The following is a 25,181-nucleotide window of genomic DNA, read 5'->3' as shown; positions in this document are numbered from 1 at the left end:
CCAGGGTCAGATCGTGAATCGTCGTCGGATTCCGCGATGCGTGTGGTCCGACGACGATGATCGAGTAATACGCTGAGTCGCATGGCGAAACCGACGATTCGCAGCGCAGGACGGCATGATCTCGTTCTCGAGCAGCTCATGGAGGCGGCCGAGACATTGTTCGCGCGTCAGGGGGTGGCGGGCACGTCATTGCAGGAACTCGCAGATGCGGTCGGCCTCACCCGAACCGGGATCTACCACTACATCAGCGGCAAGGAAGACATCCTCGAACAGCTGGTGCGGGGCTTCACGCTGGAGGCCGCCGAATCGTTGGGCGAGCTGGCGGAGAGTACCGAGACGTCGGCGGCGGAGAGGCTGCATCAGGCCGTCGCATCGATGGCGACACGCGTGGCCGAGCATCCGAAGCGGTTCCGGCTGCTGCTGACTAATGAGGACTCGTTTCCCGAATCGCTTGCGCGGCAACATCGGAGCGCCCGGCGCGCCACGCTGGAGGCGATGTGCAGCCTGATCGATCAATGCAAGCGTGAGGGGTCCTGCCGACCGGTGGACACCGAACTGACCGCCTTCGCATTGATCGGAACCGCGAACTGGGTGGCCTTCTGGTACCCGCGGTCCGGACGCGATCGGCTCACGCCCGTGCAGGCCGGTGACCAGCTGGCGGACATCGCCCTGGAAGGCGTCTTGGGTGATCGCCCGAACGCGGATGGGCCGGCGGTGCCGGCCGCGTTGGCGCTGCTGAAAGAAGATGTGGCGCGCCTCGAACAATTGCTCGCCGAGACCGACTCCTGAGCGCTGCCGGATATCGGTGCGGCGGGTGCTCCCGCCCGGGTCGCTGACGCGCGCCGGGCGGGAGCGGGGTCATGACTCAGAGATCGCCGTACTCAGAGATCGCCGTTGGCCTGCAGCTGCTGGTACTCGTAGATGCCCGAGGCGATGCCGACCGGAACGCCGACGGCCGCGCCGCCGACGATCGCGCCGACGCCGCCGAGCGCACCGCCGCCGGCGATGCAGGCGGGAACGCTGATCGGCGTGACGACGCCGGTGACGATTCCGGGGACCGCGCAGCCGACGACCATGCCGCCGACGCCGCCGACCATGGCGCCGACGCCGGTGGCCAGCCCGAAGTTGGTGGCGACGTTGTTGATGCTGCCCTGGATGTCGGCGTTCTTGTCGGCCTGGGACTTCGGGGCGTCGGCAGCGTTGGTGGCGCCGGATGCTGCCGCGTTGGTCTTGATGCCGGGGGCGGCCGGAGCTGCCGGCGCGGCCGCCGGTCCGGCGAGATCGGGATTGCCGACGAGGGTGCGGCCGCCGTTGTCGACGACAGCGACCTGCCCGGGCGCGGTCCGGACGACGCCGAACGGCGTGGTCAGCTCGGTCGCGCCGGTCCTGCCGTTGCCGGTGTACTGCACGCCCGGCGCGACCTGAACCGTCACCGGCGGGTTGCTCGGCTTGCTCGGCTGAACCGGTCCGGTGGGGGTTGCGGGCGCGGCGCCGGCCACCGCGGCGCCGACCGTGAGCGAGGTCGCGGTCAATGCCGTTGCCACGACGGCCTTGGTGACGATCGAGTTCATTTCTGTGCTCCTCCTCTGGGCCCAGCCGAACCCAGTTATTGAAAATGATTGTCGATAAGAACGTACACAAATCAGCCATTTAATGAAAATCGTTGTCAATAATCTCGGCGGCGTCCGGCGACACGGCTCCCTGCTGCGCGGACCCGGCGGCGGGCGCCGTGACAAACTGGGATCGTGACTCCGGCGATCAAGACCCCGTACGAAGATCTGCTGCGGCTGGTGCTGGAGACCGGTGCCACGAAGTCCGATCGCACCGGCACCGGCACCCGCAGCCTCTTCGGGCATCAGCTGCGATACGACCTATCCGATGGCTTTCCGCTGATCACCACCAAGAAGGTGCACCTCAAGTCGGTCGTCTACGAACTGCTGTGGTTCCTGCGCGGCGACTCCAATGTGGGCTGGCTGCAGGACCGCGGCGTCACCATCTGGGACGAGTGGGCCGACCCGCAGGGGGAGCTGGGCCCGGTGTACGGCGTGCAATGGCGCAGCTGGCCGACGCCGTCGGGCGAACACATCGACCAGATCGCCGGCGCGCTGGAAATGCTGAAGACAAACCCGGATTCGCGCCGCAACATCGTGTCGGCGTGGAACGTGGGGGAGATCCCGCAGATGGCGCTGCCGCCGTGCCACGCGTTTTTCCAGTTCTATGTGGTCGACGGCAAGCTTTCGTGCCAGCTGTACCAGCGCAGCGCCGACCTGTTCCTCGGCGTGCCGTTCAACATCGCGTCGTACGCGCTGCTGACGCACATGATGGCGCAGCAGGCCGGGCTCGACGTCGGTGAATTCATCTGGACCGGCGGCGACTGCCACATCTACGACAATCACATCGAGCAGGTGCGCACCCAGCTGTCGCGGGACCCGTATCCGTATCCGACTCTACAACTGCGGCAGCGGGATTCGATCTTCGAGTACGAGTATGAGGACATCGAGGTGCTCGGCTATCAGCATCATCCTGGGATCAAGGCGCCGGTCGCCGTATGACGCTCGCGCTGATCTGGGCGCAGGCCCGCGGCGGGGTGATCGGCCGTGACGGCGATATCCCGTGGCACATTCCGGAGGACATGAAGTACTTCCGGGAGACGACATCCGGGCATCCGGTGATCATGGGGCGTCGCACCTGGGACTCGCTGCCGCCCCGATTCCGCCCGCTGCCGGGACGCCGCAACATCGTGGTCACCCGCCAACACGACTGGTCGGCGGAGGGGGCGACCGCCGTCGGATCGGTGACCGACGCATGTGCGCTGGTGGCCGACGACGAGACTGCCTACGTCATCGGCGGCGGTGAAATCTACTCCGCCGCAATGGAACAGGCTGATCGGCTGCACGTCACCGAGATCGACGAAGTCATCGACGGTGACACGCGGGCTCCCGCGATCGGCGCGGACTGGCGCCTCGACGCCGACGAACCCTGGACGGTTACCGCAGGCAGTCAGCGGGTGCGCTGGCTGACCTATCGGCGATAGCGATGGGCAAACTGGTCGGTCCGGAACTCTCGCTGCCGCAGGCGCGCCGGCTCGCGCTCGCGGCGCAGGGCTTCGCGGATCGTGTGCCGTCGACGCCCACGCGGACGCACCTGAAGCGGCTGGTCGGCAGAACGCAACTGCTGCAGATGGATTCGGTATCCGTGGCGGTCCGCGCCCACTACATGCCGGGCTATTCCCGGCTCGGCGCCTACGACCAGCGGATTCTGGAGCGGGCGGCGTGGGAGCCGACCGCGCGGTCGCCGCAGCTGTTGGTCGAGTATTGGGCGCACGAGGCGGCGCTGATTCCGATGGCGGACTGGCCGCTGTTCCGCTGGCGCATGCGCGAGTATCGGCATGGACGCTGGTCGCGCCAGCCGGACGATCCTGGACGGGCCGCGCTCCGGGCGGAAGTCGCTGCGGCAGTTGCCGATAGGGGACCGTCGACCAGCGGACAGATCGAGGATGTACTCGGTCACGTCAGCAACCGTCAGAAGGGTGCGTGGTGGAACCGCAGCGAGGTCAAGCATGTCTGCGAGGCGATGTTCGCCGCCGGTGAGCTGTCGGCCATCCGCCGCGGCGGTTTCACCCGCTACTACGATCTCGCCGAGAACATCGTTCCGGCAGAGCTTTTCGAGCTGGAGGTCTCGGAGCGGGACTCGGTCCGTCGGCTGGTCGCCAATTCGGTGCGCGCGCTCGGCGTCGGGACCGAGGCGGATATCCGCGACTACTACCGACTCTCGATAGCGCAGACCCGTTCGGCGCTGGCCGATCTCGTCGGTGCGAGGGTCGTCGAGCGGGTACGCGTGGCCGGCTGGACCCAGCAGGCCTATCGGGATCCGTCGATCACGCTGCCGCGCACCATCGCCCGATCGGCGTTGCTGTCACCGTTCGATCCGGTGGTGTTCTTCCGCCCGCGGGCGTTGCGGCTCTTTGACTTTCACTACCGCATCGAGATCTATGTGCCCGAGGCCAAACGGGTGCACGGCTATTACGTGTTCCCGTATCTGCTGGGCGACCGGCTGGTCGCCCGTGTCGACATCAAGATCGACCGGGCGGCCGACACGCTGTGGGCACGGGGAGTCTTCGCCGAGCCGGGTGTCGACCAGGCCGCGGTCGCGCAGTCGCTCGCCGCAGACCTGGCCGAACTCGCCCGCTGGCAGGGGGTCTCGCGGGTCCGCGTCGGGACCCGCGGAGACCTCGCCCCGCTACTTCAGCAGGCTGTGCTTCAGTGACGCGATGTCGGCGGCGGTGAGTCCGAGGCCGTTGCGCACGTAGTTGTCGAAGCTGCCGTAATGCTGCTTGGCGGCATTGAACGACGCGTTGAGCCAGTCGATGTTGACGCCGTTGATCGGGTCGTTCGGCGTCGCGTTGTTGTACGCGTTCGACAGCAGGTAGTCCTGGTTCACCGTGCTGCGGTCGACGCCGAGGATCGTGAGCAGCACCGCGGCCGTCCAGCCGGTGCGGTCCTTGCCCGCGCTGCAGTGGAACAGCGTCGCCTTGCCGGCCGCGGCGTTGGTCTCGATGGTCTTCAGGGTCTTGCTGAAGGCCGCGCGCGCCGCCGGGTTGGTGACGAAATCGACGTAGGCGCCGGACAGCACCAGCATGTCGATCGGATTGGCCTGTCCGAGAACGTCATTCCACTGCTGCGCCGCGCCGGCGACCGGGCGGTCCGGCTGCACGGTGCGCTCGATCGCGGTGCGCAGGTCGACGTCGGTGGCCAGATGCAGCGACGTCAGTTTGGCCGCATCGGCGGGCGACAGCGTGGCCAGGTTGGCGGTGCGGAAGACCAAGCCGCTTGCGAGCGTCTTGTCGTTCGCGGTGCGGTATCCGCCCAGGTCGCGAGCGTTCTTGACGCTGGTGAGGCCCAACGAATGCGGCAGTCCGGTGGTGGCGGGTGCGGTGGTGGCCGGTGGCGGGGCCGCCTGCGCGGTGGCGACCATCGACGTGGCGGGCACGGCGACCAGCGCGGCGGTGGCGAGGGCCGAGACGAGCTGCTTCTTCACGTTTCTGTCCTTAGAGTTCGTAACCGTTCATCGATACCCGAGCGAGACTACTGGCCCGCGCCGGTGAACTATTGGGCGAAGCGGTTGGAGAGCAGCATGAACCCCATCGCCTTCATCGACTGCGCCGATTCGTACATGCGGTAATAGCTGGTTTCGGTGATCTGCCAGCCGTCGGGCCCGCGCTCATACCGATCGGTGTAGAACGCGCTGCCGGTGACGAGGGTGTCGCTGTCCGGCATGATCACAATGTCCGACAGCGCCCACGTTCCGGTCGCAGTGTCGCCTTCCACGGTGATCTCCGGCTGGCTGAACCGGTGCTCGCTGACAAGCGAGCCGGACATCGCGGAGCTCAGGTACTCGACGACCGCATCGCGGGAATCGAACACGAGCGGGCGGCCCTGCGAGACCGATCCGTAGTTCGCCTTGACATTCGGTGCCAGTGTCGACCCGAATTCGTCCCACAGTCGATTGTCGAGGCTGCGTCCGTATCGGTACTTCAGTGCGGTGATTTCGGCGATGTCAACGAGATCTTCGGGAGTCATGTCGGTGGAGCCTAGTGGCCGTCCGAAGAGGTCGCCAGAGGTTGATTCGGCTCACTGGGAGACAATTGTGCGAAGCGTTCGCCGGAGCGATGGTCCCCGGTCCGATCGGCCCCAGAGTGATCGTCCACAGTCGCCTAAGGAGTAAGCGCCCATGTCGCAGTTCGTGCCGATGCAGGTGCGTCTGATCGCGTCCACCGCCTTCGAACCGCCCGCCGACGTGGACTGGTCCACCGATGCCGACGGCGGCCAGGCGCTCATCGAGTTCGCAGGCCGGGCCTGCTACGAGAGCTGGGACAAGCCCAACCCGCGGACGGCCACCAACGATGCGTATCTGCGGCACATCCTCGAGGTGGGGCACACGTCGCTGCTCGAGCATGCGATGGCGACGTTCTATCTGACCGGAATCTCGCGGTCCTGCAGCCACGAGTTGATCCGGCACCGGCATTTCTCGTTCTCCCAGCTGTCGCAGCGCTTTGTGCCCGAACATGATTCGAATGTGGTGGTACCGCCCGCCATCGCCGGCGATGCCGAGCTCGAGACGAAGTTCCGGGCGGCGACCGATGCCAGTCGTGCCGCCTACAGCGAACTGCTGACGGCGCTGGAGGACAAGTTTGCGGACGTGCCTAACGCCATCCTGCGCCGCAAACAGGCCCGGCAGGCGGCCCGTTCCGTGCTGCCGAACGCGACGGAGACCCGCGTCGTGGTCACGGGGAATCTGCGGGCCTGGCGCCATTTCATCGGCATGCGTGCCACCGAGCATGCGGACACCGAGATTCGGCAGCTGTCGATCGCCTGCCTGCGCGAGCTCTCGAAGCTGGCTCCGACGGTTTTCGGGGACTTCGAGATCGCCCAGCTCAGCGACGGTTCCGAGGTGGCCACGTCGCCGTTCGTCGCCGAAAGCTGACGACCGCCAAACCCGCAGGTAGTCGCGGCGAGCCGCGGCGGGTCCTGGCGCGATGATCGGCCGGATGAGGCGGTAACCTTACCGCTATGGCAACCGATTCGGCCCGGTTTGGGGCGCGCCCGTTTGGATCCGTCGTCGTGGCAATGGTGACGCCGTTCAGGCCGGACGGGTCGCTGGATCTGGACAAGGCCTGCGAGCTCGCGGATCACCTGGTCAGCAAGGGCGTCGACGGGCTGGTTCTGTCCGGTACCACAGGTGAATCGCCGACGACCCAGCCTTACGAGAAGCTCGAGCTGCTGCGGGCGGTCGTCGGTGCGGTCGGCGACAAGGTGCGGATCACCCATGGCGCGGGCACCTACGACACCCTGGAGAGCGTCGAATTCGCCAAGGATGGCGCCAAGAACGGCGCGCACGGCCTGCTTGTGGTGTCGCCGTACTATTCCAAGCCGAATCAGCGGGGACTGCTCGCGCATTTCCAGGCGGTCGCCGATGCGACCGATCTGCCGGTGATGCTGTATGACATCCCGCCGCGCTCGGCGGTGGCGCTCGAGTCCGACACCATCCGTGCACTGGCGAAGCATCCGAACATCGCGGCGGTCAAGGATGCCAAGGGTGACCTGCATGCCGGCGCCGAGCTGATTTCCGAAGGGATCCAGTTCTTTTCCGGCGACGACGCGCTGAATCTGCCCTGGCTCTCGGTCGGCGCGGTCGGCTTCGTCAGCGTCCTCGGTCACCTCGTTCCGGACCGGTTGGCCGCGCTGCTGGCGGCCCACGAAGCCGGCGACATCGCGACGGCCCGCAAGATCTACAACTCGATGGCCCCGCTCGTCGCGGCGCAGGGCCGGGTCGGCGGTGTGACGCTGGTCAAGACCGCCTTGCGGATCATGGGTATGGACGTGGGGGATCCGCGACTGCCGCAGATAGCCGCGTCCGGTTGGGAAGTCGAGGGTGTCCTCGCGGATCTGCGTGCGGCCGGGGTGATTTCGTGACGTCCGCGGATAAGCCGCGCCGTGCCCGTCGCCAGGCCGGGCCGCCGGCGGCCCCGCATGTCGCGAAGGTGGAGTCGAAGTCCGCGCCGAAGGCCGAGCAGCAGTCCGCGCCGAAGGGCGAGCAGAAATCTGCGCCGAAGGCGGAGCAGCAGAAGTCCGCACCCAAGAACGCGCCCAGGAAAAGGAAGAAGTCCGGTAAGTCGACGCCGCCGTCGGCGTCGACCCGGGCCAAGCGACCGGCCGTCGCCGACCCGACCGAGCGTCTGGGCATGCCGGGGCGGCTGCCGAAGAGCGGGCTGCGCGTCGTCGCGCTCGGCGGCATCGGCGAGATCGGCCGCAACATGACGGTCTTCGAGTACGACGGCAGGCTGCTCATCGTCGACTGCGGCGTGCTGTTCCCGGAGGACCAGCAGCCCGGAGTCGACCTGATCCTTCCGGACTTCCGGTACATCGAGGACCGTGTCGCCGACATCGAGGCGATCATCCTCACCCACGGGCATGAGGACCACATCGGCGCGGTGCCGTTCCTGCTGCGTCTGCGCCCGGACATCCCGGTCGTCGGCGCCAGGTTCACCCTGGCCCTGCTCGCCGCGAAGTGTCGGGAGCATCGCCAGAAGCCGAAGCTCATCGAGGTCGTGGAGGGCGAGAAGACCAAGCACGGACCGTTCGACTGCGAGTACTTCGCGGTCAACCACTCGATCCCGGACGCCCTCGCGGTGGCGATCCGTACGCCGGCCGGCCTGGTGCTGCACACCGGCGACATCAAGCTCGATCAGCTGCCGCTCGATGGCCGTCTCACCGACCTCGCGGGGTTCAGCCGGCTCGGCGACGAGGGCGTCGACCTGTTCCTGGTCGACTCGACCAACGCCGAGGTCCCCGGATTCGTCACCCCCGAACGCGATATTGGCGGCGTCCTCGACCAGGTGATCGGGCGGGCCCGCCAGCGCGTGATCGTGGCCTCGTTCGCCAGCCATGTGCATCGCGTGCAGCAGGTCGTCGATGTCGCGCAGGCGCATGATCGTCGCGTGGCTTTCGTGGGCCGCTCGATGGTGCGCAACATGCAGATCGCCCAGGAGCTCGGCTACCTCACGGTGCCCGACGGCGTCATCGTCGACATGGACACGGCCGCAACACTTCCCGATCATCGGGTGGTGCTGGTGAGCACGGGTTCGCAGGGCGAGCCGCTGTCGGCGCTGTCGCGGATGGCGCACGGCGAGCATCGGCAGATCAACATCAGCGCCGACGATCTGGTGATCCTGGCGTCGTCGCTGATCCCGGGCAACGAGAACTCGGTGTTCGCCGTCGTCAACGGTCTCGCCAAGCGCGGGGCGACCGTGGTCACGCAGCAGAGCGCGAAGGTGCATGTCTCCGGCCACGCCTCGGCGGGCGAGTTGCTGTATCTGTACAACGCGGTGCGGCCGTCGAATGCCATGCCGGTGCACGGCGAATGGCGGCATCTGCGAGCCAATGCGGCACTGGCCAAGGCGACGGGTGTCGCCGAGGACCGCATCGTCCTCGCCGAGGACGGCGTGGTGGTCGACCTCGTCGACGGTCGCGCGGACATCGTCGGACGGGTCCCGGTCGGGCATGTCTACGTCGATGGTCTGTCGGTCGGCGACGTCGGCGACTCCACGCTGTCGGACCGGTTGGTCCTGGGTGAGGGCGGCTTCATCGCCATCACCGTGGCGGTCGATGCCGAGACCGGTCGGGCGGTGAGCACGCCGCAGGTGTCCGGGCGCGGATTCTCCGACGATCCGACCGCGCTCAAGGAGGCCGCGACGCTGGTCGACAAGGCGTTGGACCAGCTCGCCGCCGAACAGGTCACCGACGCGCACCGGATCGCGCAGACGATCCGCCGCACGGTCGGGCAGTGGGTGGCGAGCACGTACCGGCGCAAGCCGATGATCGTACCGACCGTGATGTCGGTCGGGGACTGACACAACCGGCCGCCTGCCGGGGAACAGGACTGAGATGATCGGAGCAAGACAGGGATGACGGCTGCACAGGATGAACGCGCTGCCCTGGTCGCGACGCTGCGCGAGGTCGGCCCGGACGCGCCGACGCTCTGCGGAGGATGGACGACCCGAGATCTGGTCGCGCACTTGATCCTTCGCGAGGGTCGGCCGGATGCCGCGGGTGGCATCCTGATCAAGGCGTTGTCGGGCTATCACGACAAGGTGTTCGCGAAGATCGCCGCCGGCGACTGGGACCAGATGCTCGACAAGCTGGCGAGCGGTCCGCCGGTCTACTCGCCGTTCAAACTCGTCGACAACTTCGCCAATCTCAGTGAGATGTTCGTTCACCACGAGGACGTGCGCCGCACCGGAGCCGATTGGACACCACGGGAAATCGGCGCCGACCTGCAACGGCAGCTGCGCCGTCCGGTCGCCACCGTCGGCAAGCAGTCGTTGCGGAGGTCGCCGGCGACCACCGTGCTCAAGACCCCGGACGGCGCAGAACTCGCGCGGGGCGGGTCAGGCTCCGTCGTCGAGGTCACCGGGGAGCCGGCAGAGCTGCTGCTGTTCGCGTTCGGTCGCGAACCTGCACAGGTGGAGTTCGCGGGCGACGCCGATGCCGTGGCCGCCGTGAAGGCGGCGAAGCGCGGCTTCTGAGCGATCGGGACCGACTCATGCTGATCACCAGGCGCATCGCCGAGGGCATTCGGGATGGCAGCGTGACCACCCAATACCGGCGCTGGGACGAACCACGGGTGAAAGTCGGCGGCACGCAGATGACGTCGGCCGGGATCATCCGGTTCACCCGGGTCACGAGGGTGAGCGACCTGGACCGCATCACCGATCGCGCGGCGCAGGCCGCCGGGATGAAGAATGCGGACACCCTGCGCAAGGCGCTGACCAGCGATCGGCCCCGGTCGCCGCGGGGTGGCCGGGGCGGCGACACGGTGTTCCGCATCAACGTCGAGTGGGTCGGCGAGGATCCGCGGATCGCGCTGCGCGAGATGCTGCCCGATGGGGCCGAGCTTGCGGACCTGCATGCCCGGCTCACGCGGATGGAATCGCGACGCGACGTCCCGTGGATCCGGGACATCCTGACGTGGATCCGCGACAACCCGCGAGTCGTGTCGACGGTGCTGGCCGAGCGGCGCGGCGTGGAACTGCAGCCGATGAAGGCCGATATCCGCAAACTCAAGGCGCTCGGCCTGACCATCAGTCACGACGTCGGATACGAGCTGTCCCCGCGCGGCGCCGCCTACCTGAGCTGGCTCGATCGGCGGCTTCCTCCCGATGACCAGGACTAACAGTCGCGCGGTTATCGGTGCCGACTTACGCTCTACAGAATGTGAACACCCCTGAGCCGGTCGATGGCGAGACGCGGGCGCTGGTCACTGATCTGCATTCGCGGTACGGAGCCTATTTCGACTACGGGCATCTCGATGCGTGGGTAGCCCTGTTCACCGAGGACGGCCGGCTGGAATTCCCGCTGTCCGAGGAGGAGCGGATGGTTGTCACCGGGCGGCAGGAACTGCTTGCCTTCGGCGAGCAGGCTGCGCAGATTCCCGGCGGGTCGCGGTTGGTATCCGCGCATTTCACCGGGTTGACGCTGATGTCGCGGGTCGCGCCCGACCGGCTGGTCACATTCACCCCGGTCGCGATGGTCGGCGGCGATCGCACCCGCGCGACGGCACCCGGCCTTGACGCGGTCGGCGCCTACATCGACGACATCGTCCTGGTCGACGGCGTCTGGTTGTTCCGCAGCCGCGTCGCTGACCTGTATGGACACGGCCGACTGCCGGATGAGCTGGTGCGATAGCCGGGGCGGGGACAGATAACGAAACCGACACACCGCCCGTGGCGCGTGTTATCGGTGAGGTCAATGTGACAGTTGACGACTAGTCTTACACCTATGTCGTCTCCTTCAACGAGCCGTGGATCTCGTGGTGCGCGCGGTGGCTCGACCCGGTCGGGTTCGGGTCGGGCCGCGTCGTCGCGCAAGTCGTCGGGTGGGGCCGCCTCGAGCCGCTCGGCCGCGGGCCGGTCGTCCACCACATCGCGGGCCAGCACCGCCAAGAAAACGACCGCCAAGAAGTCGACCGGGTCGAAGGGCCGGTCGAGCAGCGGGCGGTCTGCAGGCTCGGCCGGCAGCAAGAAGTCGACCCCCCGCGGACGCACCGCCCCGACCACGGTGAGCCGGGAACCGCGCCGGAGCGCGGCGGCCACGGTCGGTCGGGGTGTCGGTGCCAGCTGGAAGCTGCTCGCCCGGGGCGTCGGATCGATGGCGCGCCTCGGGGGATCGCATCGCGGCGGCGACTATGACTACGAGTCCGACCACGACGCCGATTACGCCGACGACTACGACGAGCACGCCGAGTCCGGCGATATCGACCGGGATCGCGGCACGGACAGGGGCTACGGCTCGACCGTCGAGGTCGAACCGTCCCACGCCCGCGACGGGATTGCATTGGCACTCCTGGCGATCGCGCTGGTCGTGGCCGCGAGCGTCTGGTTCGGCGCGGGCGGCCCCGCGGGTGCATTCGTGGACAAGGGCATCCGGTCGGTCGTCGGCCTGGGGTCGGTGTTCGCGCCCCCGGTGCTCGTGGTGATTGCGCTGACCCTGATGCGGCGCTACCCGAACCCGCCGGAGCGCCCCCGAATCATCGCGGGCACAGCATTTCTCGTGCTGCCGCTGCTCGGCCTCTTCCATATCATCGGTGGTCGACCGCTGGATCTGGACGGCCGCGAGCGGGCCGGCGGTTTCGTCGGATTCGCGATCGGCGGCCCGCTGACGGACGGCATCACCGTCTGGCTGTCGATTCCGCTGCTGGTGCTGTGCATCGCCTTCGGCCTGCTGCTGCTGAGCGGAATGACCCTGCACGAGTTGGTCCTTCGCACCCGCGAGTACTTCGGCGTCACCCCCGAGCGGTATCGGGAATTCGATGAGGACGAGTACGACGAGCCGGCGGATGGCGACGAGCCGACCTGGGACTCGGAATACGGCGATCCGTACGACAACTATCCACCGGACGACGCCGGGGGATCGGGCCTGGAACGACTGTCGGACGCTCGGCTGCGACGTCCGTCCCGGCGCCGGCAGGGCGCGGACCAGCCGGTCCGCGCCGGCGACGCGCTCACCGAACCGCTGCTGCCCGAAATGGATCCGACCGCGACGACCGAACCGATCGTCCGGGAAGCCCCCGCGGCGCCCGCGCGCAAGCCGGCCCGGAAGCCGGCCGCCAAGCCGGCCCTGGCGAAGCCCAAGCCGATGGACCCGAACGCCAAGGCCGTGGACCGCGCGCTGGACGGCGACTATCAGCTGCCGCCCGTGGGCCTGCTGGTCGAGGGCGATCCGCCGAAGACCGGCAGTGCTGCCAACGACGACATGATCGACCGCATCCAGGCCGTCCTGGAGCAGTTCAAGATCGATGCAGCGGTCACGGGATTCACTCGCGGCCCGACGGTCACCCGCTACGAGGTCGAGCTCGGGCCGGGCGTGAAGGTGGAGAAGATCACGGCGCTCCAGCGCAACATCTCCTACGCGGCGGCGACCGACAACGTGCGACTGCTGGCCCCCATCCCGGGCAAGTCGGCGGTGGGCATCGAGGTGCCCAACTCCGATCGCGAGATGGTGCGGCTGGCGGACGTGCTGACCGCCGAATCGACGCGGAAAGACAAGCATCCGTTGGTGATCGGTCTCGGCAAGGACATCGAGGGCGACTTCGTCAGCGCGAACCTGGCGAAGATGCCCCACCTGCTGGTCGCCGGTTCTACCGGCTCCGGTAAGTCGAGCTTCGTGAACTCGATGCTGGTGTCGCTGCTGACCCGCGCGACGCCGGAGGATGTACGGATGATCCTCATCGATCCGAAGATGGTGGAACTCACTCCGTACGAAGGCATTCCACACCTGATCACGCCGATCATCACGCAGCCGAAGAAGGCGGCGGCGGCGCTGGCGTGGCTGGTGGAAGAGATGGAGCAGCGCTACCAGGACATGAAGGCGTCCCGGGTGCGGCATATCGACGACTTCAACAAGAAGGTGCGCTCGGGCGAGATCACCGCGCCGCTCGGCAGCGAGCGGGTGTACAAGCCGTACCCGTACATCCTCGCTATCGTCGACGAGCTCGCCGACCTGATGATGACCGCACCGCGCGATGTGGAGGACGCGATCGTCCGCATCACGCAGAAGGCCCGTGCCGCCGGCATCCACCTGGTCCTCGCGACCCAGCGGCCCTCGGTGGACGTCGTGACAGGCCTGATCAAGACCAACGTCCCGTCGCGGCTGGCATTCGCCACGTCGTCGCTGACCGATTCGCGGGTCATCCTCGACCAGCCGGGCGCCGAGAAGCTGATCGGCATGGGCGACGGGCTGTTCCTGCCGATGGGCGCCAACAAGCCGATCCGTATGCAGGGCGCGTTCATCACCGACGAGGAGATCGCGGCGGTCGTCGACTTCACGAAGGAGCAGGGCGACCCCGAGTACACCGAGGGCGTCACCACGGCGAAGGCGTCGGAGAAGAAGGACATCGACGCCGACATCGGCAATGACCTCGATGATCTGCTGCAGGCGATCGAGCTGGTGGTGTCGAGTCAGTTCGGCTCGACGTCGATGCTGCAGCGTAAGCTCCGCGTCGGCTTCGCCAAGGCCGGTCGGTTGATGGACCTGATGGAGACTCGCGGCGTCGTCGGTCCCAGTGAGGGTTCGAAGGCCCGCGAGGTGCTGGTCAAGCCCGAAGACCTGGCCGGGGTGATCGCCTCGATCACCGGTGGCGGGGACTCCGGGGACGCCGACGACGACCTCTGATCGCGGCTACCCGGCGCGTAGCAGAGCCAGCGCGAGCGTCACCAATTCCGCGGTGACGTCCGGCCAGCGCGGGTCGGTCCGGGCGGGGTCGTGGGTCTCGCGCGCGGCATCGCGCTCGACGGCCGCCAGCGCCACGATGACGAATCGACTCATCAGCGACACCCGTCGTCGCCGGTCGTCGGCCGGCAGCCAATCCAATTGAGCGGCAATCTGATCGAGTAGCGCACCGAGTTGATACAGCTCGGGCAGCTCTGGCGTATGCACCCGTGACAGCGTGCCGGTCCACCCTGCCGCGGTGACGTCGAGCGGCGTGCTGGCCAGCCACTGCTCGTTGTACCGCGCCCAATAACTCGGCGTCGCCCGCGCGACCTCGTTCACCAGCGGACCGATGTAGACGGCGACGAGCTCCGGCAGCGTGCTGTTGTCACCGATATCGGCGAGTCGTTCGGCGCGTTCGCGGCTGATCGGCACGGAGTGGCGCTGCCAGATGCCGTCGAGCAGCCCCTGCCAGGAGCCGAAGTGATAGTTGATCGCCGAGTTGTTCTTGTGGCCGCTCTCCTTGACCACTTCGCGCGCTGCCACGCCGTGGAATCCGCGTTCGGCGATCAGCCGCTCGGCGGCGCTGACCAGTGCTTCTTTGCCTGGAGCCGCCGACGAGCCCGTCGATTCTGCCGTTGAGGTCATACGATTAAGAAATCTTTCTTATTGTTACCGGGTGGGTCCGAGAGCGGCCCGCGTGTGGATTCGATCCTAGGGAGATACGAGATGTCACAACGTCCAACGCGGACAGTCGGCCGCGTCGTCGTCGCGGCGACGGTGGCGGCGGTGGCCGCGCTGAGCGCCGTCACTGCGACCGCGGCCCCGAGCCGGCACGACCCAGGTGCCGGCCGATTGCTCGACGCCAAGCCGCTGCGGACCGCGGCCGCGTTGCCGAGCGCGGCCCGCACGATGGCGATCACGTACGCCTCGGACGATATGAACGGTCGGCCGATCGCGGTGACCGGCACCGTCGCGATCCCGCGGGGCAAGGCGCCGGCCGGGGGTTGGCCGGTCCTCAGCTGGGCCCACGGCACCACCGGCATCGCCGATGTGTGTGCGCCGTCCCGTGATACGGCGACCGGCCTCGATCACGACTATCTCGGGCCGGTGACCCAGGTGCTGGATTCCTGGGTGCGCAAGGGCTACGCCGTTGCCCAGACCGACTACCAGGGCCTCGGCGCGCCGGGTGTGCACCCGTACCTCAACGGGGTGAGCGAGGCGAATTCGGTGATCGACATCGTCCGCGCGGCCCGCCGGCTCGATCCCGCTGTCGGTCGCAACTGGGCGGTCGCGGGACACAGCCAGGGCGGTCAGGCCACGCTGTTCACCGCGCAGCAGGCTCGGCAGCGGGCGCCCGAGTTGGCCTTGCGGGCGGCCGTGTCGATCGCGCCCGGCGGCGTGGCGCTCGATCAGATGGTGCCGTACATGATGGCCGGCGGTCCGGGCGCGGAAGCGGCGGAAGCCTTCGCGCCGCTGATCGTGCTCGGCGCGCAGGCGGCTGATCCGGCGGTCAGGCCGCAGGACATCTTCAGCGCCGCTGCTCAGCCGTTCGAGCAGGCCGCCCGCGCCGGCTGCATCGCGCAGATCCGGGCGGTGCCGGCGATCCCGACCGCGCAGCTGTTCAAGGCCGGCGCGAACACCGGACCGCTGACGACCTACCTGAAGGCGCAGGATCCGATCACGACCAATCCCGCTGTTCCGACGATGGTCGCGCAGGGTACGGCGGACACCGTGGTGGCGCCGGCGGGTACCACCGCGATGGTCGCAGCCATGTGCGGCCGGGGCATTGCGCTGGACTACCGGACATACGCGGGCCAGGATCACCGCGGCTCGGTACCGGCGTCGCTGGCGGATGCGCAGGCGTTCGTGGGTTCGGCGATGGCCGGGCGGGCTACTCCGCGCACCTGCGGCTGAGGCCGTCGGCGACGGCGAACGTGGCGGCCGTGGCTCCCGAACGGGAGGTCACGGCCGCTGCGCCGTGCACGGCGGCTCAGCCGGATGCGTCGTCGGTGAGCCCGTTCTCCGCCAGCCAGATCTGTGCCCGGCGGCGCGACGCTCGCGACAGCCATGCGTCCTGAATCAGTTCGGTCACCTCCTGACGCGACACTTCGCCGACCCGCGACGTCCGCAGCAGCACCGATAGATGACCGTCGAAATGCTTGGTGGTGAAGAGCGGGTTCGAGAGGTCCTGGACCAATGCCTGTTTGTCGGCCTCCGAGGGCACCCAGATCACCACGACGTCGTCGAAGCGTTCGCCGGTCTCGGGGTCGACGGCGTCGGGTCGCGGGGTCCGGAAGAAGACGAACGACTTGCCGCCCACCTGATAGACGGGGCGGCTCTCGGTGCCCGGATAGACGGTGACATGCGGCATCGCGGTGGCCGCGGCATGGATGTCGGCCACGGTCGCCGGGGAGGTCGGGCCGCGACGAGCCATGGAAGCGATCGTAGCCATCTCGGCGCGCGCCGCGGGTAATCACTTGGTAAAGTGGTGACCGCTGTGAGGGGAGTATCCCCAAGACGGCAGGTCCGTCAATACGGAGCCGCTAGCCTCGACGCCGATCGTCGGGTGGATCGGTTCCCGGGCCTGTCGGCCACGACGACGTTCGTGGTGGGAGAGACCTCCGGCTATCGACGATAGATAGCTGGAGTCTGCCTATGAACGTCTCATTGACCGTGTGGATCGTCACGATCGCGGTGATCCTCGGTCTCTTCATCTTCGACTTCTTCGCGCACGTGCGTACGCCGCACGAACCGACCCTCAAGGAATCCGGATTCTGGTCGGCGGTCTACATCTCGATCGCCCTGGCCTTCGGCGGATTCGTCTGGTGGCAGTGGGGCGGCACCTACGGCGGCGAGTACTACGCGGGCTTCATCACCGAGAAGGCGCTGTCGGTCGACAACCTCTTCGTGTTCGTCATCATCATGGCGAAATTCGCCGTGCCCAAGGCGTATCAGCAGAAGGTGCTGCTGCTCGGCATCGTGATGGCGCTGGTGATGCGCGGCGCGTTCATCGCCGTCGGCGCCGCTGCGATCAGCGCCTACAGCTGGGTGTTCTATCTCTTCGGCGCGTTCCTGCTGTTTACCGCGATCAAGCTGCTGCGGGAGTCCGGTCACGAGGAAGAGGTCGAGGAGGAACGCGACAGCCGGATCGTGCGGTTCGTGAAGAAGGTGCTCCGCACCAGCGACGAGTACGACCGGGACAAGCTGTTCACCAAGAAGGCCGGCGCGCTGATGGCGACGCCGATGCTGATGGTGCTTATCGTGATCGGTTTCAGCGACGTGCTGTTCGCGCTCGACTCCATCCCGGCGATCTACGGCCTGACGTCCGAGCCATACATCGTCTTCACCGCGAATGCGTTCGCGCTCATGGGATTGCGCCAGTTGTACTTCCTGCTCGGCGGGCTGCTCGACCGGCTGGTGTACCTGTCCTACGGGTTGTCGATCATCCTCGGGTTCATCGGCGTCAAGCTGGTTCTGCATGCGCTGCACGAGAACACGCTGCCGTTCATCAACGGCGGGCACCACGTCGCCGTGCCGGACATCAGCACGCCGGTGTCGTTGGCGGTCATCATCGGCACTCTCGTGATCACGACGATCGCGAGTCTGGCAAGGAGTCGCAAGGACGACGAACTCGCCGAATGATCAGCTGCGCCACTCGAAGACGCAGACCCATTCGTTGATCCGCACATCACTGATGGCGTCGGATTCGCGCAACGGGTCGTGAGTCAGGAGATCCTGCACTGCCGCAACGGATTCCGCCTCGACGATGATCAATGCGCCGGAGTCGTCCGGATACGGCCCGCTGGTCCGGACGGTTCCGGCCTCATACAGCGCGCCGAGCCACGCCCGGTGCTGCGGACGGATCTCCCGCAGGCTTGGCGGCGGCCCGGGGGCGTAGGTGTATTCGACTGCGAACAGCGGCATTTGAGTTCCTCTAGTGGTCGGAATCGGTGTCGAGATTGGCGAGCATTCGGGTGTTGCCGAGCGTGTTCGGCTTCACGTAGGACAGGTCGAGGAATTCCGCGACGCCCTCGTCGTACGACCGGCACATCTCCTCGTAGACCTCGGCGGTGACCGGCGTGCCGTCGATCTCGACGAAACCGTGCCTGCCGAAGAATTCGGTTTCGAAGGTGAGCACGAAGACCCGGGTCAGCTGGAGTTCGCGGGCGATCTCCATCAGCCGGCCGACCAGTCGGTGGCCGATGCCCAGGCCCGAGTGGTTCTGGTCGACCGCGACGGTGCGGACCTCGCCGAGGTCGGCCCACAGCACGTGCAGCGCACCGCAGCCGACGACGTCGCCGGCGAGATCGGCCACCCAGAACTCCTGGACCGCCTCGTACAGGGTGACCAGGTTCTTCTCCAACAGGATCTTGCCGGCGTACTGGTCGATCAGCGCCTTGATCCGGGGCACGTCGGACGTGCGGGCACGACGGATCGCGACCTGCTGCGGGTCGGGATCCAAGGTGTTCGCCGTGTCGCCGGGCAGCCCGGAGGGCGGCCGCTGCGTCCGATCGGTAGCCATGCGAGCACAGTAATACCGCCGCCGATACTCTTAAGTCGTGCATCGCCCGATGTCGGGGCTGGTGATGCCGATTTTTTACCGAAGACTTGACACAGAACGCACGGAGAACGATGACGGACGGAATCACCGATGGAGTGGCGGGCGACGCCAGCATCGGCCGCTCGTCGTCAGCCGATGGCCATGACCACTCCGCGGCCCGATCGGTTCCGCTCTGGAATATCGCGAATATTCTGACCCTCTTCCGAATCGCGCTGGTTCCGGTGTTCGTGGCGGTGCTGTTCATCGAGGGCGGCCACGAGACCTGGTGGCGGGTGGCGGCGTGGGCCGTGTTCGCCGTCGCGGCGATCACTGATCGGTATGACGGTCGTATCGCGCGGGAGCGTGGTCTGGTCACCGACTTCGGCAAGCTGATGGATCCGATCGCCGACAAGGCGCTGATCGGTGCCGCGCTGATCGGGCTATCGATTCTGGGTGATCTCTGGTGGTGGGTCACCATCGTGATCTTGGTGCGCGAGCTGGGCGTGACGGCGCTGCGATTCTGGGTGCTCGAACACGGTGTGATCCCGGCCAGCCGCGGCGGCAAGCTCAAGACGCTGCTGCAGGTCTTCGGCATCGGGATGCTCATCCTGCCGCTGCCGACCCCACTGCACTGGTGCGCCGTGGTGGTGATGGCGGCCGCGGTCGTCGCGACGATCGTCACCGGAATCGACTACGTCTGGCAGGCGATGAAGCTGCGTCGTGCCGCCCGACGTGCGTCCTGACCCGCTCGCGGGCGCCCGGCCCGAACGTCTCGTCCGGCTCCTCGCCGGCCGCGGCGAGACGGTCGCGACCGCCGAATCCCTCACCGCGGGCCTGCTGTCCGCCACGATCGCCGGCGTCCCGGGCGCGTCGGCGGTTCTACGCGGCGGACTGATCGTCTACGCGACCGAGTTGAAGCATGCCCTGGCCGACGTGGACGCCGACCTGCTGGCGGAGCGGGGACCGGTCGACCCGGAGGTGGCGCGGGCGATGGCCGCCGGGGCGGCCGCTCGATGCGGCGCGACCTGGGGCATCGGATTGACCGGGGTGGCCGGCCCGGATTCCCAGGACGGCCACTCGCCGGGCACGGTCTATCTGGGTCTGGCCGGGCCGGATGGCGCGATCTCGCGGGTGCTGGACCTGAACGGAGACCGGTGGGAGATCCGGTTCGGCGCCTGCGCGGCCGCCGTCGACGGACTGTGTGACTGGATCGAGGGGAACTGAATCGGTCCTCGATGCGTTGCACCTGCAAGAAAGGTAGGCACACATGACTGTTCTGATGCGGGAAGCACTGGGCGAGACCCTGCGACGGACCCGGACGGGTCAGGGGCGCACGCTGCGCGAGGTGTCCGCCGATGCCCGAGTGAGTCTCGGATACCTGTCGGAGGTCGAGCGGGGACAGAAGGAGGCATCGAGCGAGTTGCTCGCCGCCATCTGCGCCGCGCTGGAGGTTCCGGTGGCCGACGTGATGACAGATGTCGGTGATGCGCTCCGTCGGGTCGATGTCGCCGCGGGACGTCCGTCGATCGCCGCGAATACGCGACTGGTCATCCCGCCGCCCGCCGAACTTGCGCTCGCCTGAGACTATTGCCCGAAATCGGGACTAGATTGGTGGTCGAGCTGAAACCGGTAGAAGGGCAGGAGCGCGGGTAATGGCGAATCCGATTGTGAAGGCGTGGAAGTACCTCACGGCGTACAGCAACGCCAAGATCGATGAGAAGGCCGATCCGAAGATTCAGATCCAGCAGGCCATCGAGGATGCGCAGCGTCAGCATCAGGCGCTCTCGCAGCAGGCGGCGGCCGTGATCGGCAATCAGCGGCAGCTCGAGATGAAGCTCAACCGTCAGCTCGAGGAGGTCGAACGGTTGCAGTCGAACGCCCGCCAGGCGATCACGCTGGCGGATCAGGCGAATGCGGCCGGCGACGCCACGAAGGCCGGCGAGTACACGAACGCGGCCGAATCGTTCGCTTCCCAGCTGGTCACCGCGGAGCAGAGTGTCGAAGACCTCAAGACGCTCCACGATCAATCGCTGCAGGCGGCGGGGCAGGCCAAGCAGGCGGTGCAGCAGAACTCGATGATGCTGCAGCAGCGGCTGGCCGAGCGCACCAAGCTGCTCAGCCAGCTGGAGCAGGCGAAGATGCAGGAGCAGGTCAGCGCGTCCCTGCAGCAGATGGACCAGCTCGCGGTGCCCGGCAACGTGCCCAGCCTGGAACAGGTACGCGAGAAGATCGAGCAGCGGTATGCGACGGCCCTCGGATCGGCGGAGCTCGCCGGCGAGTCGGTGCACGGTCGGATGCTCGAGGTGCAGCAGGCGACGGTGCAGACCGCCGGACACGCCCGGCTGGAGCAGATCCGCGCCAGCATGAACGGCGGAGCCCTGCCGAGCGGCGGGGCGGCGAACCCGGCCATCGGGAAGGCTCCGGACGCCGAGCAGGCCGACCCGCAGTAGCGGGTTTCGCCCAGCTCAGGGTACCCACCCATCTTTCCCTGAAATCGCTTGTGAGCACGTGACTTTGCGTGCCGGTCGGTGCGACGGTTGAGGCGGATGCAATCCGATCGTATGGAGGAAACATGTGGTGGAAGATCGCTCTGGCCGTCGTCGCGCTATGGGTCGCGTTCGGCATCATCGGCGCGCTGCTCAAGGGAGTGGCGACGTTCATCGTTCTGGTCCTCGTGGTGGTCGGCACGGTCGCCCTCGTGAAGTGGATCGTTTCGAGCGACAGGCCCAAGACGAAGATCTGACCCATACCGGATCCGCGGTGATGCGGCGACGCTGGCAGCGGGCAGGCCGGAGGCCGGGCGCTTTACACTGACCGGCGTGCGAATTGCGCTGGTGGCGGGCCCCGAGGCCGGGCATGCGTTTCCGGTCTTCGGACTCGCGGAACGGCTGGAAGCGGCCGACATCGAGACGGTGATCTATACCGGTGCCCGGTGGTCGACCGGTCGTGCCGCCGATCGATTCGCCATCCGGGAGCTGCCCGGGCTGTTGGTCGCCGACGACGAGGACGACGCCGACGCGGGCAGCAAGCTGAACGCACGGGCCGCCCGGATGGCGCGCGACCTGGCGCCGCTGCTGGCGGCCGAGCGGCCGGATTCGGTGGTCTCCGATGTGATCACGGTCTGCGGCGCGATGGCCGGGGAGATGCTGGAGCTGCCGGTTATCGAGCTGTGTCCGCATCCGCTGTATCTGCCCTCCCGGGCGCTGCCGCCGGTCGGCATGGGTTTGGCGCCCGGTGTCGGGCCGCTGGGCCGGATGCGAAATCGGGTACTGCGGGCGATGAGCGCGCGAGCAGTGAAAGCCGGTGTGCAGCAGCGGGAATCGGCACGAAGCGGCTTGGGTCTGCCGGCCCGCGATCCGGGGCCGGATGCTCGCCTGGTGGCGACGCTGCCCGCGCTGGAACTGCCGCGGCCGGACTGGCCGGCGAACACTCACCTCGTCGGGCCGCTGCACTGGGAGCCGGTGGACGACGTGCTGGAGCTGCCGCCCGGGGCTGCCCCGCTGGTCGTGGTGGCACCGTCGACCGCCGACACCGGCGCGGGTGGGCTGGTCGATGCGGCGCTGGCTGCGCTGGCTCCCGAAAAACTGGGAATGCCGGTGCGCGTGGCGCTTTCGATGCTGGATTCGTCGCAGCACGAACTGCCGCCCTGGGCGGTCGCCGGTTCGGCCCGGCAGGATCGGCTGCTGGCCGCGGCCGATCTCGTGGTCTGCGGCGGCGGGCACGGGCTGTTGTCGAAGGCCTTGCTGGCGGGTGTTCCGGTGGTGATGGTGCCCGGCGGCGGCGACCAGTGGGAGCTGGCCAATCGGGTTCAGCGTCAGGGGAGCGGACTGCTCGTGCGGCCGCTGACCGCCGATGCCCTGGCCGATGCCTGTCGAAAGGTGCTGTCGGACAGTGTGTTCACTACTGCGGCCGGCGATGCGGCGGCGAGTGCGGCGGCGGTGGTCGACCCGGTACAGGTGTGCATCGCGACCGCGTCTGGGGCGCCGTAGGTCAGAAACCGGACGGGCCCAAAGGCCGGCGCCCGTTGGCCTCGACGAGCGAGGCCTTCGACGTTCACCGCGTGAGCTATCGCGATCGGGCCGGTGTGCCTGATGCCCGTCGTTGGCCTATCCTCGCCACGTGCGGTTGACCGAGTTCTCCGAGCAGATGACCGAGCAGTTCGGCACGGTCCGAGCTGACTCGATGCTGGTCGACCATGCCCTCATCGACTTCGGCGGGCGGACGCCCGCACAGGCGTTGGACGACGGCGTCGAACCCCGCGAAGTGTGGCTGGCACTGTGCCGCGACTTCGATGTTCCCCGCGAACGCTGGTAGCTCCCTCGCCGGGGCGAAACACTCGGCGTGTCCCACTTGACTCGAACAGATGTTCGCCTACTGTGGGTGGTGTTCGAAATCCGTCGCCGGGTCCGCAGAGTCCGGCTGAACCGAAAATGTCAGAGGGCCGTCATAGCGTGAGCGCGAAATCCAGATCGACAGCTCGCAACCGGATCGCAGACCAGACCACAGACCTCGCGCCGGCCGTACGTACACCCCGGCGGCGCCAATCGAAGGAGAACCCCATGGCACCCACGCAAGATCGTGAGAAGGCCCTCGACCTCGCCCTGTCGCAGATCGATAAGAACTTCGGCAAGGGCTCGGTGATGCGCCTGGGTGAAGAAGTCCGCCAACCGATTTCGGTCATCCCGACCGGATCGATCGCACTGGACGTGGCCCTGGGTATCGGCGGTCTGCCGCGGGGCCGGGTCGTCGAGATCTACGGGCCGGAATCCTCGGGTAAGACGACGGTCGCGCTGCACGCGGTGGCGAATGCTCAGGCCAACGGCGGTATCGCGGCGTTCATCGACGCGGAGCACGCGCTGGATCCGGACTATGCCAAGAAGCTCGGTGTCGACACCGATGCGTTGCTGGTGTCGCAGCCGGATACGGGAGAGCAGGCACTTGAGATCGCCGACATGCTGATTCGTTCGGGTGCCCTGGACATCCTCGTCATCGACTCGGTCGCCGCGCTGGTTCCGCGTGCGGAGATCGAGGGTGAGATGGGCGACAGCCACGTCGGCTTGCAGGCTCGTCTGATGAGCCAGGCGCTGCGCAAGATGACCGGCGCGCTGAGCCAGTCCGGGACCACGGCCATCTTCATCAACCAGCTGCGCGAGAAGATCGGTGTCATGTTCGGCTCGCCCGAAACCACCACGGGCGGTAAGGCTCTCAAGTTCTACTCGTCGGTGCGCCTGGATGTGCGTCGTATCGAGACCCTCAAAGACGGCAGCGACGCCGTGGGTAACCGCACTCGCGTCAAGGTCGTCAAGAACAAGGTGTCGCCGCCGTTCAAGCAGGCCGAGTTCGACATCCTCTACGGCCAGGGCATCAGCCGCGAGGGTTCGCTGATCGATATGGGTGTCGATCAGGGCTTCGTTCGCAAGTCCGGATCCTGGTACACCTACGAGGGCGATCAGCTGGGACAGGGCAAGGAGAACGCCCGCAAGTTCCTCCTGGAGAACCCGGACGTGCGCGACGAGCTGGAGAAGAAGATCAAGGAGAAGCTCGGTATCGGCGCTGTCGTCGACGCCGAGCCGGTCGAGCCGGTCCCGGCACCTGTCGACTTCTGATCCATTTGCGCAGCAGCTGAACCGGATTCGGTAGTGGCTTGATGACGCGCAGAGAGCGGGAGACTTCTGCCGATGTCATCGCGGTGCTGCGATCGGCCACCGCCGAGGTGCTCGATCGCACGCCACCCCGGTCGGTCGGCTCGGCGGGGCCAACGGGTGAAGATATCCCCGGGGGTTCTACGCCGGCCGTCCGACCGTCGGGCCGGCCCGCTGGTGATGGCTCGTCCGAGCGTGGCGTCAGTGGTGGTCGGGCGGGCCGCGACAAGCAGCCGCCCAGCCCATACGACGCCGCGCTGCGATTGCTCGGCGTCCGGGCGCGCAGCCGCAGTGAACTTCGAAAGCGTCTGCTGGACAAAGAATTTGCGGCCGCCGATGTTGACGAGGTGTTGGAGCGGCTGACCCGCCAACAGCTGCTCGACGATGGCGATTTCGCCGATGAGTGGGTGCGTTCTCGGCATCTGTATTCCGGCAAGGGACGCACCGCGCTGCGGCACGAGCTGCGGGACAAGGGAGTCGACGACTCGGTCATCGCGAATGCGCTGTCGCAGATCGATGACGATTCCGAGCGGTCGCAGGCCGCGGCGCTGGTCGACCGCAAGATCGGGTCGGTGGACCCGGATGCGCTGGCTGACCGGGAGACTCGAGACAAGCATCTGCGCCGGCTGGTGGCCATGCTGGCGCGCCGCGGGTACGGCGGGTCGATGGCATTCGATGTCGCCCGGGAGGCGATCGATCAGCGACGCGGGCTGGTCTGACCGGCGCGCGTCC

29 protein-coding genes are annotated in these 25,181 nt (G+C 67.5%); 22 read left to right on the top strand and 7 right to left on the bottom strand.

Annotation, left to right across the window (positions count from 1 at the left end; translation table 11 throughout):
- Window positions 1–81: 81 nt before the first annotated feature.
- Entirely contained in the window at window positions 82–789 is a 708-nt protein-coding gene (locus tag G341_RS0114670) for a TetR/AcrR family transcriptional regulator (protein ID WP_018179911.1), read from the top strand.
- Window positions 790–881: 92 nt separating this feature from the next.
- Here G341_RS0114670 and G341_RS0114665 read toward each other — a convergent pair whose 3' ends face one another.
- Window positions 882–1,571: a hypothetical protein gene (locus G341_RS0114665; RefSeq protein ID WP_018179910.1), complete on the bottom strand. Its 690-nt coding sequence runs from the start codon at window positions 1,569–1,571 to the stop codon at window positions 882–884.
- Between the two features lie 174 nt (window positions 1,572–1,745).
- Here G341_RS0114665 and G341_RS0114655 point away from each other — a divergent pair, with 174 nt between their 5' ends.
- From G341_RS0114655 to G341_RS0114645, 3 genes are read left to right on the top strand one after another with little or no spacing between them, the layout of a single operon-like run.
- The gene (locus G341_RS0114655) at window positions 1,746–2,552 is read left to right on the top strand and encodes a thymidylate synthase (protein WP_018179908.1); all 807 of its coding nucleotides are present in this window, start codon (window positions 1,746–1,748) and stop codon (window positions 2,550–2,552) included.
- Entirely contained in the window at window positions 2,549–3,034 is a 486-nt protein-coding gene (locus tag G341_RS0114650; RefSeq protein ID WP_018179907.1) for a dihydrofolate reductase, read from the top strand. The genes G341_RS0114655 and G341_RS0114650 overlap by 4 nt, the downstream gene beginning before the upstream one ends.
- Window positions 3,035–3,036: 2 nt before the next feature.
- Window positions 3,037–4,266, top strand: coding sequence for a winged helix-turn-helix domain-containing protein (locus G341_RS0114645; RefSeq protein ID WP_018179906.1), 1,230 nt, complete (start codon window positions 3,037–3,039; stop codon window positions 4,264–4,266).
- Here the strand turns inward: G341_RS0114645 and G341_RS0114640 are convergent.
- The gene (locus G341_RS0114640; RefSeq protein ID WP_018179905.1) at window positions 4,240–5,037 is read right to left on the bottom strand and encodes a tyrosine-protein phosphatase; all 798 of its coding nucleotides are present in this window, start codon (window positions 5,035–5,037) and stop codon (window positions 4,240–4,242) included. The two genes, G341_RS0114645 and G341_RS0114640, sit on opposite strands and share 27 nt — an antisense overlap.
- Before the next feature lie 68 nt (window positions 5,038–5,105).
- Window positions 5,106–5,579 (bottom strand): nuclear transport factor 2 family protein, encoded by a 474-nt coding sequence (locus G341_RS0114635; RefSeq protein WP_018179904.1) that lies wholly within the window; start codon window positions 5,577–5,579, stop codon window positions 5,106–5,108.
- 151 nt (window positions 5,580–5,730) lie between these two features.
- On the opposite strand from G341_RS0114635, the gene thyX reads away from it, so the two are divergent.
- From thyX to G341_RS0114600, 7 genes are all read left to right on the top strand, one after another.
- On the top strand, window positions 5,731–6,483 hold the full coding sequence (thyX, locus tag G341_RS0114630; protein WP_018179903.1) for an FAD-dependent thymidylate synthase: 753 nt from the start codon (window positions 5,731–5,733) through the stop codon (window positions 6,481–6,483).
- 86 nt (window positions 6,484–6,569) lie between these two features.
- Window positions 6,570–7,472, top strand: coding sequence for a 4-hydroxy-tetrahydrodipicolinate synthase (gene dapA / locus G341_RS0114625; protein ID WP_026303700.1), 903 nt, complete (start codon window positions 6,570–6,572; stop codon window positions 7,470–7,472).
- Window positions 7,469–9,409, top strand: a complete 1,941-nt coding sequence (locus G341_RS0114620) for an RNase J family beta-CASP ribonuclease (RefSeq protein WP_018179901.1) — start codon at window positions 7,469–7,471, stop codon at window positions 9,407–9,409. The genes dapA and G341_RS0114620 overlap by 4 nt, the downstream gene beginning before the upstream one ends.
- Window positions 9,410–9,463: 54 nt before the next feature.
- Window positions 9,464–10,084 carry a TIGR03085 family metal-binding protein gene (locus G341_RS0114615; RefSeq protein ID WP_018179900.1) on the top strand — a complete coding sequence of 207 codons (621 nt, stop codon included), beginning with the start codon at window positions 9,464–9,466 and terminating at the stop codon, window positions 10,082–10,084.
- 17 nt (window positions 10,085–10,101) lie between these two features.
- A complete protein-coding gene (locus tag G341_RS0114610; RefSeq protein ID WP_018179899.1) occupies window positions 10,102–10,731 on the top strand; it encodes an ASCH domain-containing protein in 630 nt (209 codons plus the stop codon).
- 41 nt (window positions 10,732–10,772) lie between these two features.
- Window positions 10,773–11,243 (top strand): nuclear transport factor 2 family protein, encoded by a 471-nt coding sequence (locus tag G341_RS0114605; RefSeq protein WP_018179898.1) that lies wholly within the window; start codon window positions 10,773–10,775, stop codon window positions 11,241–11,243.
- Between the two features lie 93 nt (window positions 11,244–11,336).
- Window positions 11,337–14,228 (top strand): FtsK/SpoIIIE family DNA translocase, encoded by a 2,892-nt coding sequence (locus G341_RS0114600; protein WP_081622553.1) that lies wholly within the window; start codon window positions 11,337–11,339, stop codon window positions 14,226–14,228.
- A gap of 6 nt (window positions 14,229–14,234) precedes the next feature.
- Here G341_RS0114600 and G341_RS0114595 read toward each other — a convergent pair whose 3' ends face one another.
- Window positions 14,235–14,912 carry a TetR/AcrR family transcriptional regulator gene (locus tag G341_RS0114595; protein ID WP_018179896.1) on the bottom strand — a complete coding sequence of 226 codons (678 nt, stop codon included), beginning with the start codon at window positions 14,910–14,912 and terminating at the stop codon, window positions 14,235–14,237.
- A gap of 81 nt (window positions 14,913–14,993) precedes the next feature.
- On the opposite strand from G341_RS0114595, the gene G341_RS0114590 reads away from it, so the two are divergent.
- Window positions 14,994–16,181, top strand: a complete 1,188-nt coding sequence (locus G341_RS0114590; RefSeq protein ID WP_018179895.1) for an alpha/beta hydrolase family protein — start codon at window positions 14,994–14,996, stop codon at window positions 16,179–16,181.
- A gap of 76 nt (window positions 16,182–16,257) precedes the next feature.
- Here the strand turns inward: G341_RS0114590 and G341_RS0114585 are convergent, their stop codons facing one another.
- Window positions 16,258–16,701 carry an MmcQ/YjbR family DNA-binding protein gene (locus tag G341_RS0114585; protein WP_018179894.1) on the bottom strand — a complete coding sequence of 148 codons (444 nt, stop codon included), beginning with the start codon at window positions 16,699–16,701 and terminating at the stop codon, window positions 16,258–16,260.
- Window positions 16,702–16,922: 221 nt separating this feature from the next.
- Between G341_RS0114585 and G341_RS0114580 the strand changes: the two genes are divergently transcribed.
- The gene (locus G341_RS0114580; RefSeq protein ID WP_018179893.1) at window positions 16,923–17,909 is read left to right on the top strand and encodes a TerC family protein; all 987 of its coding nucleotides are present in this window, start codon (window positions 16,923–16,925) and stop codon (window positions 17,907–17,909) included.
- Here the strand turns inward: G341_RS0114580 and G341_RS0114575 are convergent, their stop codons facing one another.
- Together G341_RS0114575 and G341_RS0114570 are read right to left on the bottom strand one after the other, a co-directional pair.
- A complete protein-coding gene (locus tag G341_RS0114575) occupies window positions 17,910–18,191 on the bottom strand; it encodes a YciI family protein (RefSeq protein ID WP_018179892.1) in 282 nt (93 codons plus the stop codon).
- 10 nt (window positions 18,192–18,201) lie between these two features.
- Window positions 18,202–18,789, bottom strand: a complete 588-nt coding sequence (locus G341_RS0114570; RefSeq protein WP_018179891.1) for an amino-acid N-acetyltransferase — start codon at window positions 18,787–18,789, stop codon at window positions 18,202–18,204.
- A gap of 110 nt (window positions 18,790–18,899) precedes the next feature.
- On the opposite strand from G341_RS0114570, the gene pgsA reads away from it, so the two are divergent.
- The 9 genes from pgsA to G341_RS22160 all read left to right on the top strand — a co-directional run bounded on the left by pgsA (window position 18,900) and on the right by G341_RS22160 (window position 25,168).
- Complete coding sequence (gene pgsA, locus G341_RS0114565; protein ID WP_018179890.1) at window positions 18,900–19,550, top strand: CDP-diacylglycerol--glycerol-3-phosphate 3-phosphatidyltransferase; 651 nt, start codon at window positions 18,900–18,902, stop codon at window positions 19,548–19,550.
- Window positions 19,528–20,031: a CinA family protein gene (locus G341_RS0114560; protein ID WP_018179889.1), complete on the top strand. Its 504-nt coding sequence runs from the start codon at window positions 19,528–19,530 to the stop codon at window positions 20,029–20,031. The genes pgsA and G341_RS0114560 overlap by 23 nt, the downstream gene beginning before the upstream one ends.
- A 43-nt stretch (window positions 20,032–20,074) precedes the next feature.
- Entirely contained in the window at window positions 20,075–20,389 is a 315-nt protein-coding gene (locus G341_RS0114555) for a helix-turn-helix domain-containing protein (RefSeq protein WP_018179888.1), read from the top strand.
- Between the two features lie 70 nt (window positions 20,390–20,459).
- Window positions 20,460–21,257 (top strand): PspA/IM30 family protein, encoded by a 798-nt coding sequence (locus G341_RS0114550; protein ID WP_018179887.1) that lies wholly within the window; start codon window positions 20,460–20,462, stop codon window positions 21,255–21,257.
- Between the two features lie 122 nt (window positions 21,258–21,379).
- The gene (locus G341_RS23990; protein ID WP_018179886.1) at window positions 21,380–21,550 is read left to right on the top strand and encodes a hypothetical protein; all 171 of its coding nucleotides are present in this window, start codon (window positions 21,380–21,382) and stop codon (window positions 21,548–21,550) included.
- A gap of 76 nt (window positions 21,551–21,626) precedes the next feature.
- Complete coding sequence (locus tag G341_RS0114540) at window positions 21,627–22,796, top strand: glycosyltransferase (protein WP_018179885.1); 1,170 nt, start codon at window positions 21,627–21,629, stop codon at window positions 22,794–22,796.
- 130 nt (window positions 22,797–22,926) lie between these two features.
- Window positions 22,927–23,121, top strand: a complete 195-nt coding sequence (locus tag G341_RS0114535; protein ID WP_018179884.1) for a DUF3046 domain-containing protein — start codon at window positions 22,927–22,929, stop codon at window positions 23,119–23,121.
- Window positions 23,122–23,366: 245 nt separating this feature from the next.
- Complete coding sequence (recA, locus tag G341_RS0114530) at window positions 23,367–24,413, top strand: recombinase RecA (RefSeq protein ID WP_018179883.1); 1,047 nt, start codon at window positions 23,367–23,369, stop codon at window positions 24,411–24,413.
- A gap of 41 nt (window positions 24,414–24,454) precedes the next feature.
- On the top strand, window positions 24,455–25,168 hold the full coding sequence (locus G341_RS22160) for a regulatory protein RecX (protein WP_018179882.1): 714 nt from the start codon (window positions 24,455–24,457) through the stop codon (window positions 25,166–25,168).
- Window positions 25,169–25,181 lie beyond the last annotated feature (13 nt).

Source organism: Jongsikchunia kroppenstedtii DSM 45133 (assembly GCF_000380485.1).
GTDB classification, from domain to species: domain Bacteria; phylum Actinomycetota; class Actinomycetes; order Mycobacteriales; family Mycobacteriaceae; genus Jongsikchunia; species Jongsikchunia kroppenstedtii.
Note: the sequence above shows the minus strand (reverse complement) of the source record. Positions and strands in the feature narration are given on the sequence as shown.

Excerpts from the sequence above, each read along its gene's own strand:
- G341_RS0114570 (WP_018179891.1), bottom strand. The coding sequence starts at position 18,789 with ATGGCTACCGATCGGACGCAGCGGCCGCCCTCCGGGCTGCCCGGCGAC.
- G341_RS0114595 (WP_018179896.1), bottom strand. The coding sequence starts at position 14,912 with ATGACCTCAACGGCAGAATCGACGGGCTCGTCGGCGGCTCCAGGCAAA.
- pgsA (WP_018179890.1), top strand. The coding sequence starts at position 18,900 with ATGACGGACGGAATCACCGATGGAGTGGCGGGCGACGCCAGCATCGGC.
- G341_RS0114650 (WP_018179907.1), top strand. The coding sequence starts at position 2,549 with ATGACGCTCGCGCTGATCTGGGCGCAGGCCCGCGGCGGGGTGATCGGC.
- G341_RS0114610 (WP_018179899.1), top strand. The coding sequence starts at position 10,102 with ATGCTGATCACCAGGCGCATCGCCGAGGGCATTCGGGATGGCAGCGTG.
- G341_RS0114635 (WP_018179904.1), bottom strand. The coding sequence starts at position 5,579 with ATGACTCCCGAAGATCTCGTTGACATCGCCGAAATCACCGCACTGAAG.
- G341_RS0114590 (WP_018179895.1), top strand. The coding sequence starts at position 14,994 with ATGTCACAACGTCCAACGCGGACAGTCGGCCGCGTCGTCGTCGCGGCG.
- G341_RS0114550 (WP_018179887.1), top strand. The coding sequence starts at position 20,460 with ATGGCGAATCCGATTGTGAAGGCGTGGAAGTACCTCACGGCGTACAGC.
- G341_RS0114665 (WP_018179910.1), bottom strand. The coding sequence starts at position 1,571 with ATGAACTCGATCGTCACCAAGGCCGTCGTGGCAACGGCATTGACCGCG.
- G341_RS0114615 (WP_018179900.1), top strand. The coding sequence starts at position 9,464 with ATGACGGCTGCACAGGATGAACGCGCTGCCCTGGTCGCGACGCTGCGC.
- G341_RS0114580 (WP_018179893.1), top strand. The coding sequence starts at position 16,923 with ATGAACGTCTCATTGACCGTGTGGATCGTCACGATCGCGGTGATCCTC.
- G341_RS23990 (WP_018179886.1), top strand. The coding sequence starts at position 21,380 with ATGTGGTGGAAGATCGCTCTGGCCGTCGTCGCGCTATGGGTCGCGTTC.
- G341_RS0114555 (WP_018179888.1), top strand. The coding sequence starts at position 20,075 with ATGACTGTTCTGATGCGGGAAGCACTGGGCGAGACCCTGCGACGGACC.
- G341_RS0114575 (WP_018179892.1), bottom strand. The coding sequence starts at position 18,191 with ATGCCGCTGTTCGCAGTCGAATACACCTACGCCCCCGGGCCGCCGCCA.
- dapA (WP_026303700.1), top strand. The coding sequence starts at position 6,570 with ATGGCAACCGATTCGGCCCGGTTTGGGGCGCGCCCGTTTGGATCCGTC.
- G341_RS0114600 (WP_081622553.1), top strand. The coding sequence starts at position 11,337 with ATGTCGTCTCCTTCAACGAGCCGTGGATCTCGTGGTGCGCGCGGTGGC.
- G341_RS0114670 (WP_018179911.1), top strand. The coding sequence starts at position 82 with ATGGCGAAACCGACGATTCGCAGCGCAGGACGGCATGATCTCGTTCTC.
- recA (WP_018179883.1), top strand. The coding sequence starts at position 23,367 with ATGGCACCCACGCAAGATCGTGAGAAGGCCCTCGACCTCGCCCTGTCG.
- G341_RS0114585 (WP_018179894.1), bottom strand. The coding sequence starts at position 16,701 with ATGGCTCGTCGCGGCCCGACCTCCCCGGCGACCGTGGCCGACATCCAT.
- G341_RS22160 (WP_018179882.1), top strand. The coding sequence starts at position 24,455 with ATGACGCGCAGAGAGCGGGAGACTTCTGCCGATGTCATCGCGGTGCTG.
- thyX (WP_018179903.1), top strand. The coding sequence starts at position 5,731 with ATGTCGCAGTTCGTGCCGATGCAGGTGCGTCTGATCGCGTCCACCGCC.
- G341_RS0114645 (WP_018179906.1), top strand. The coding sequence starts at position 3,037 with ATGGGCAAACTGGTCGGTCCGGAACTCTCGCTGCCGCAGGCGCGCCGG.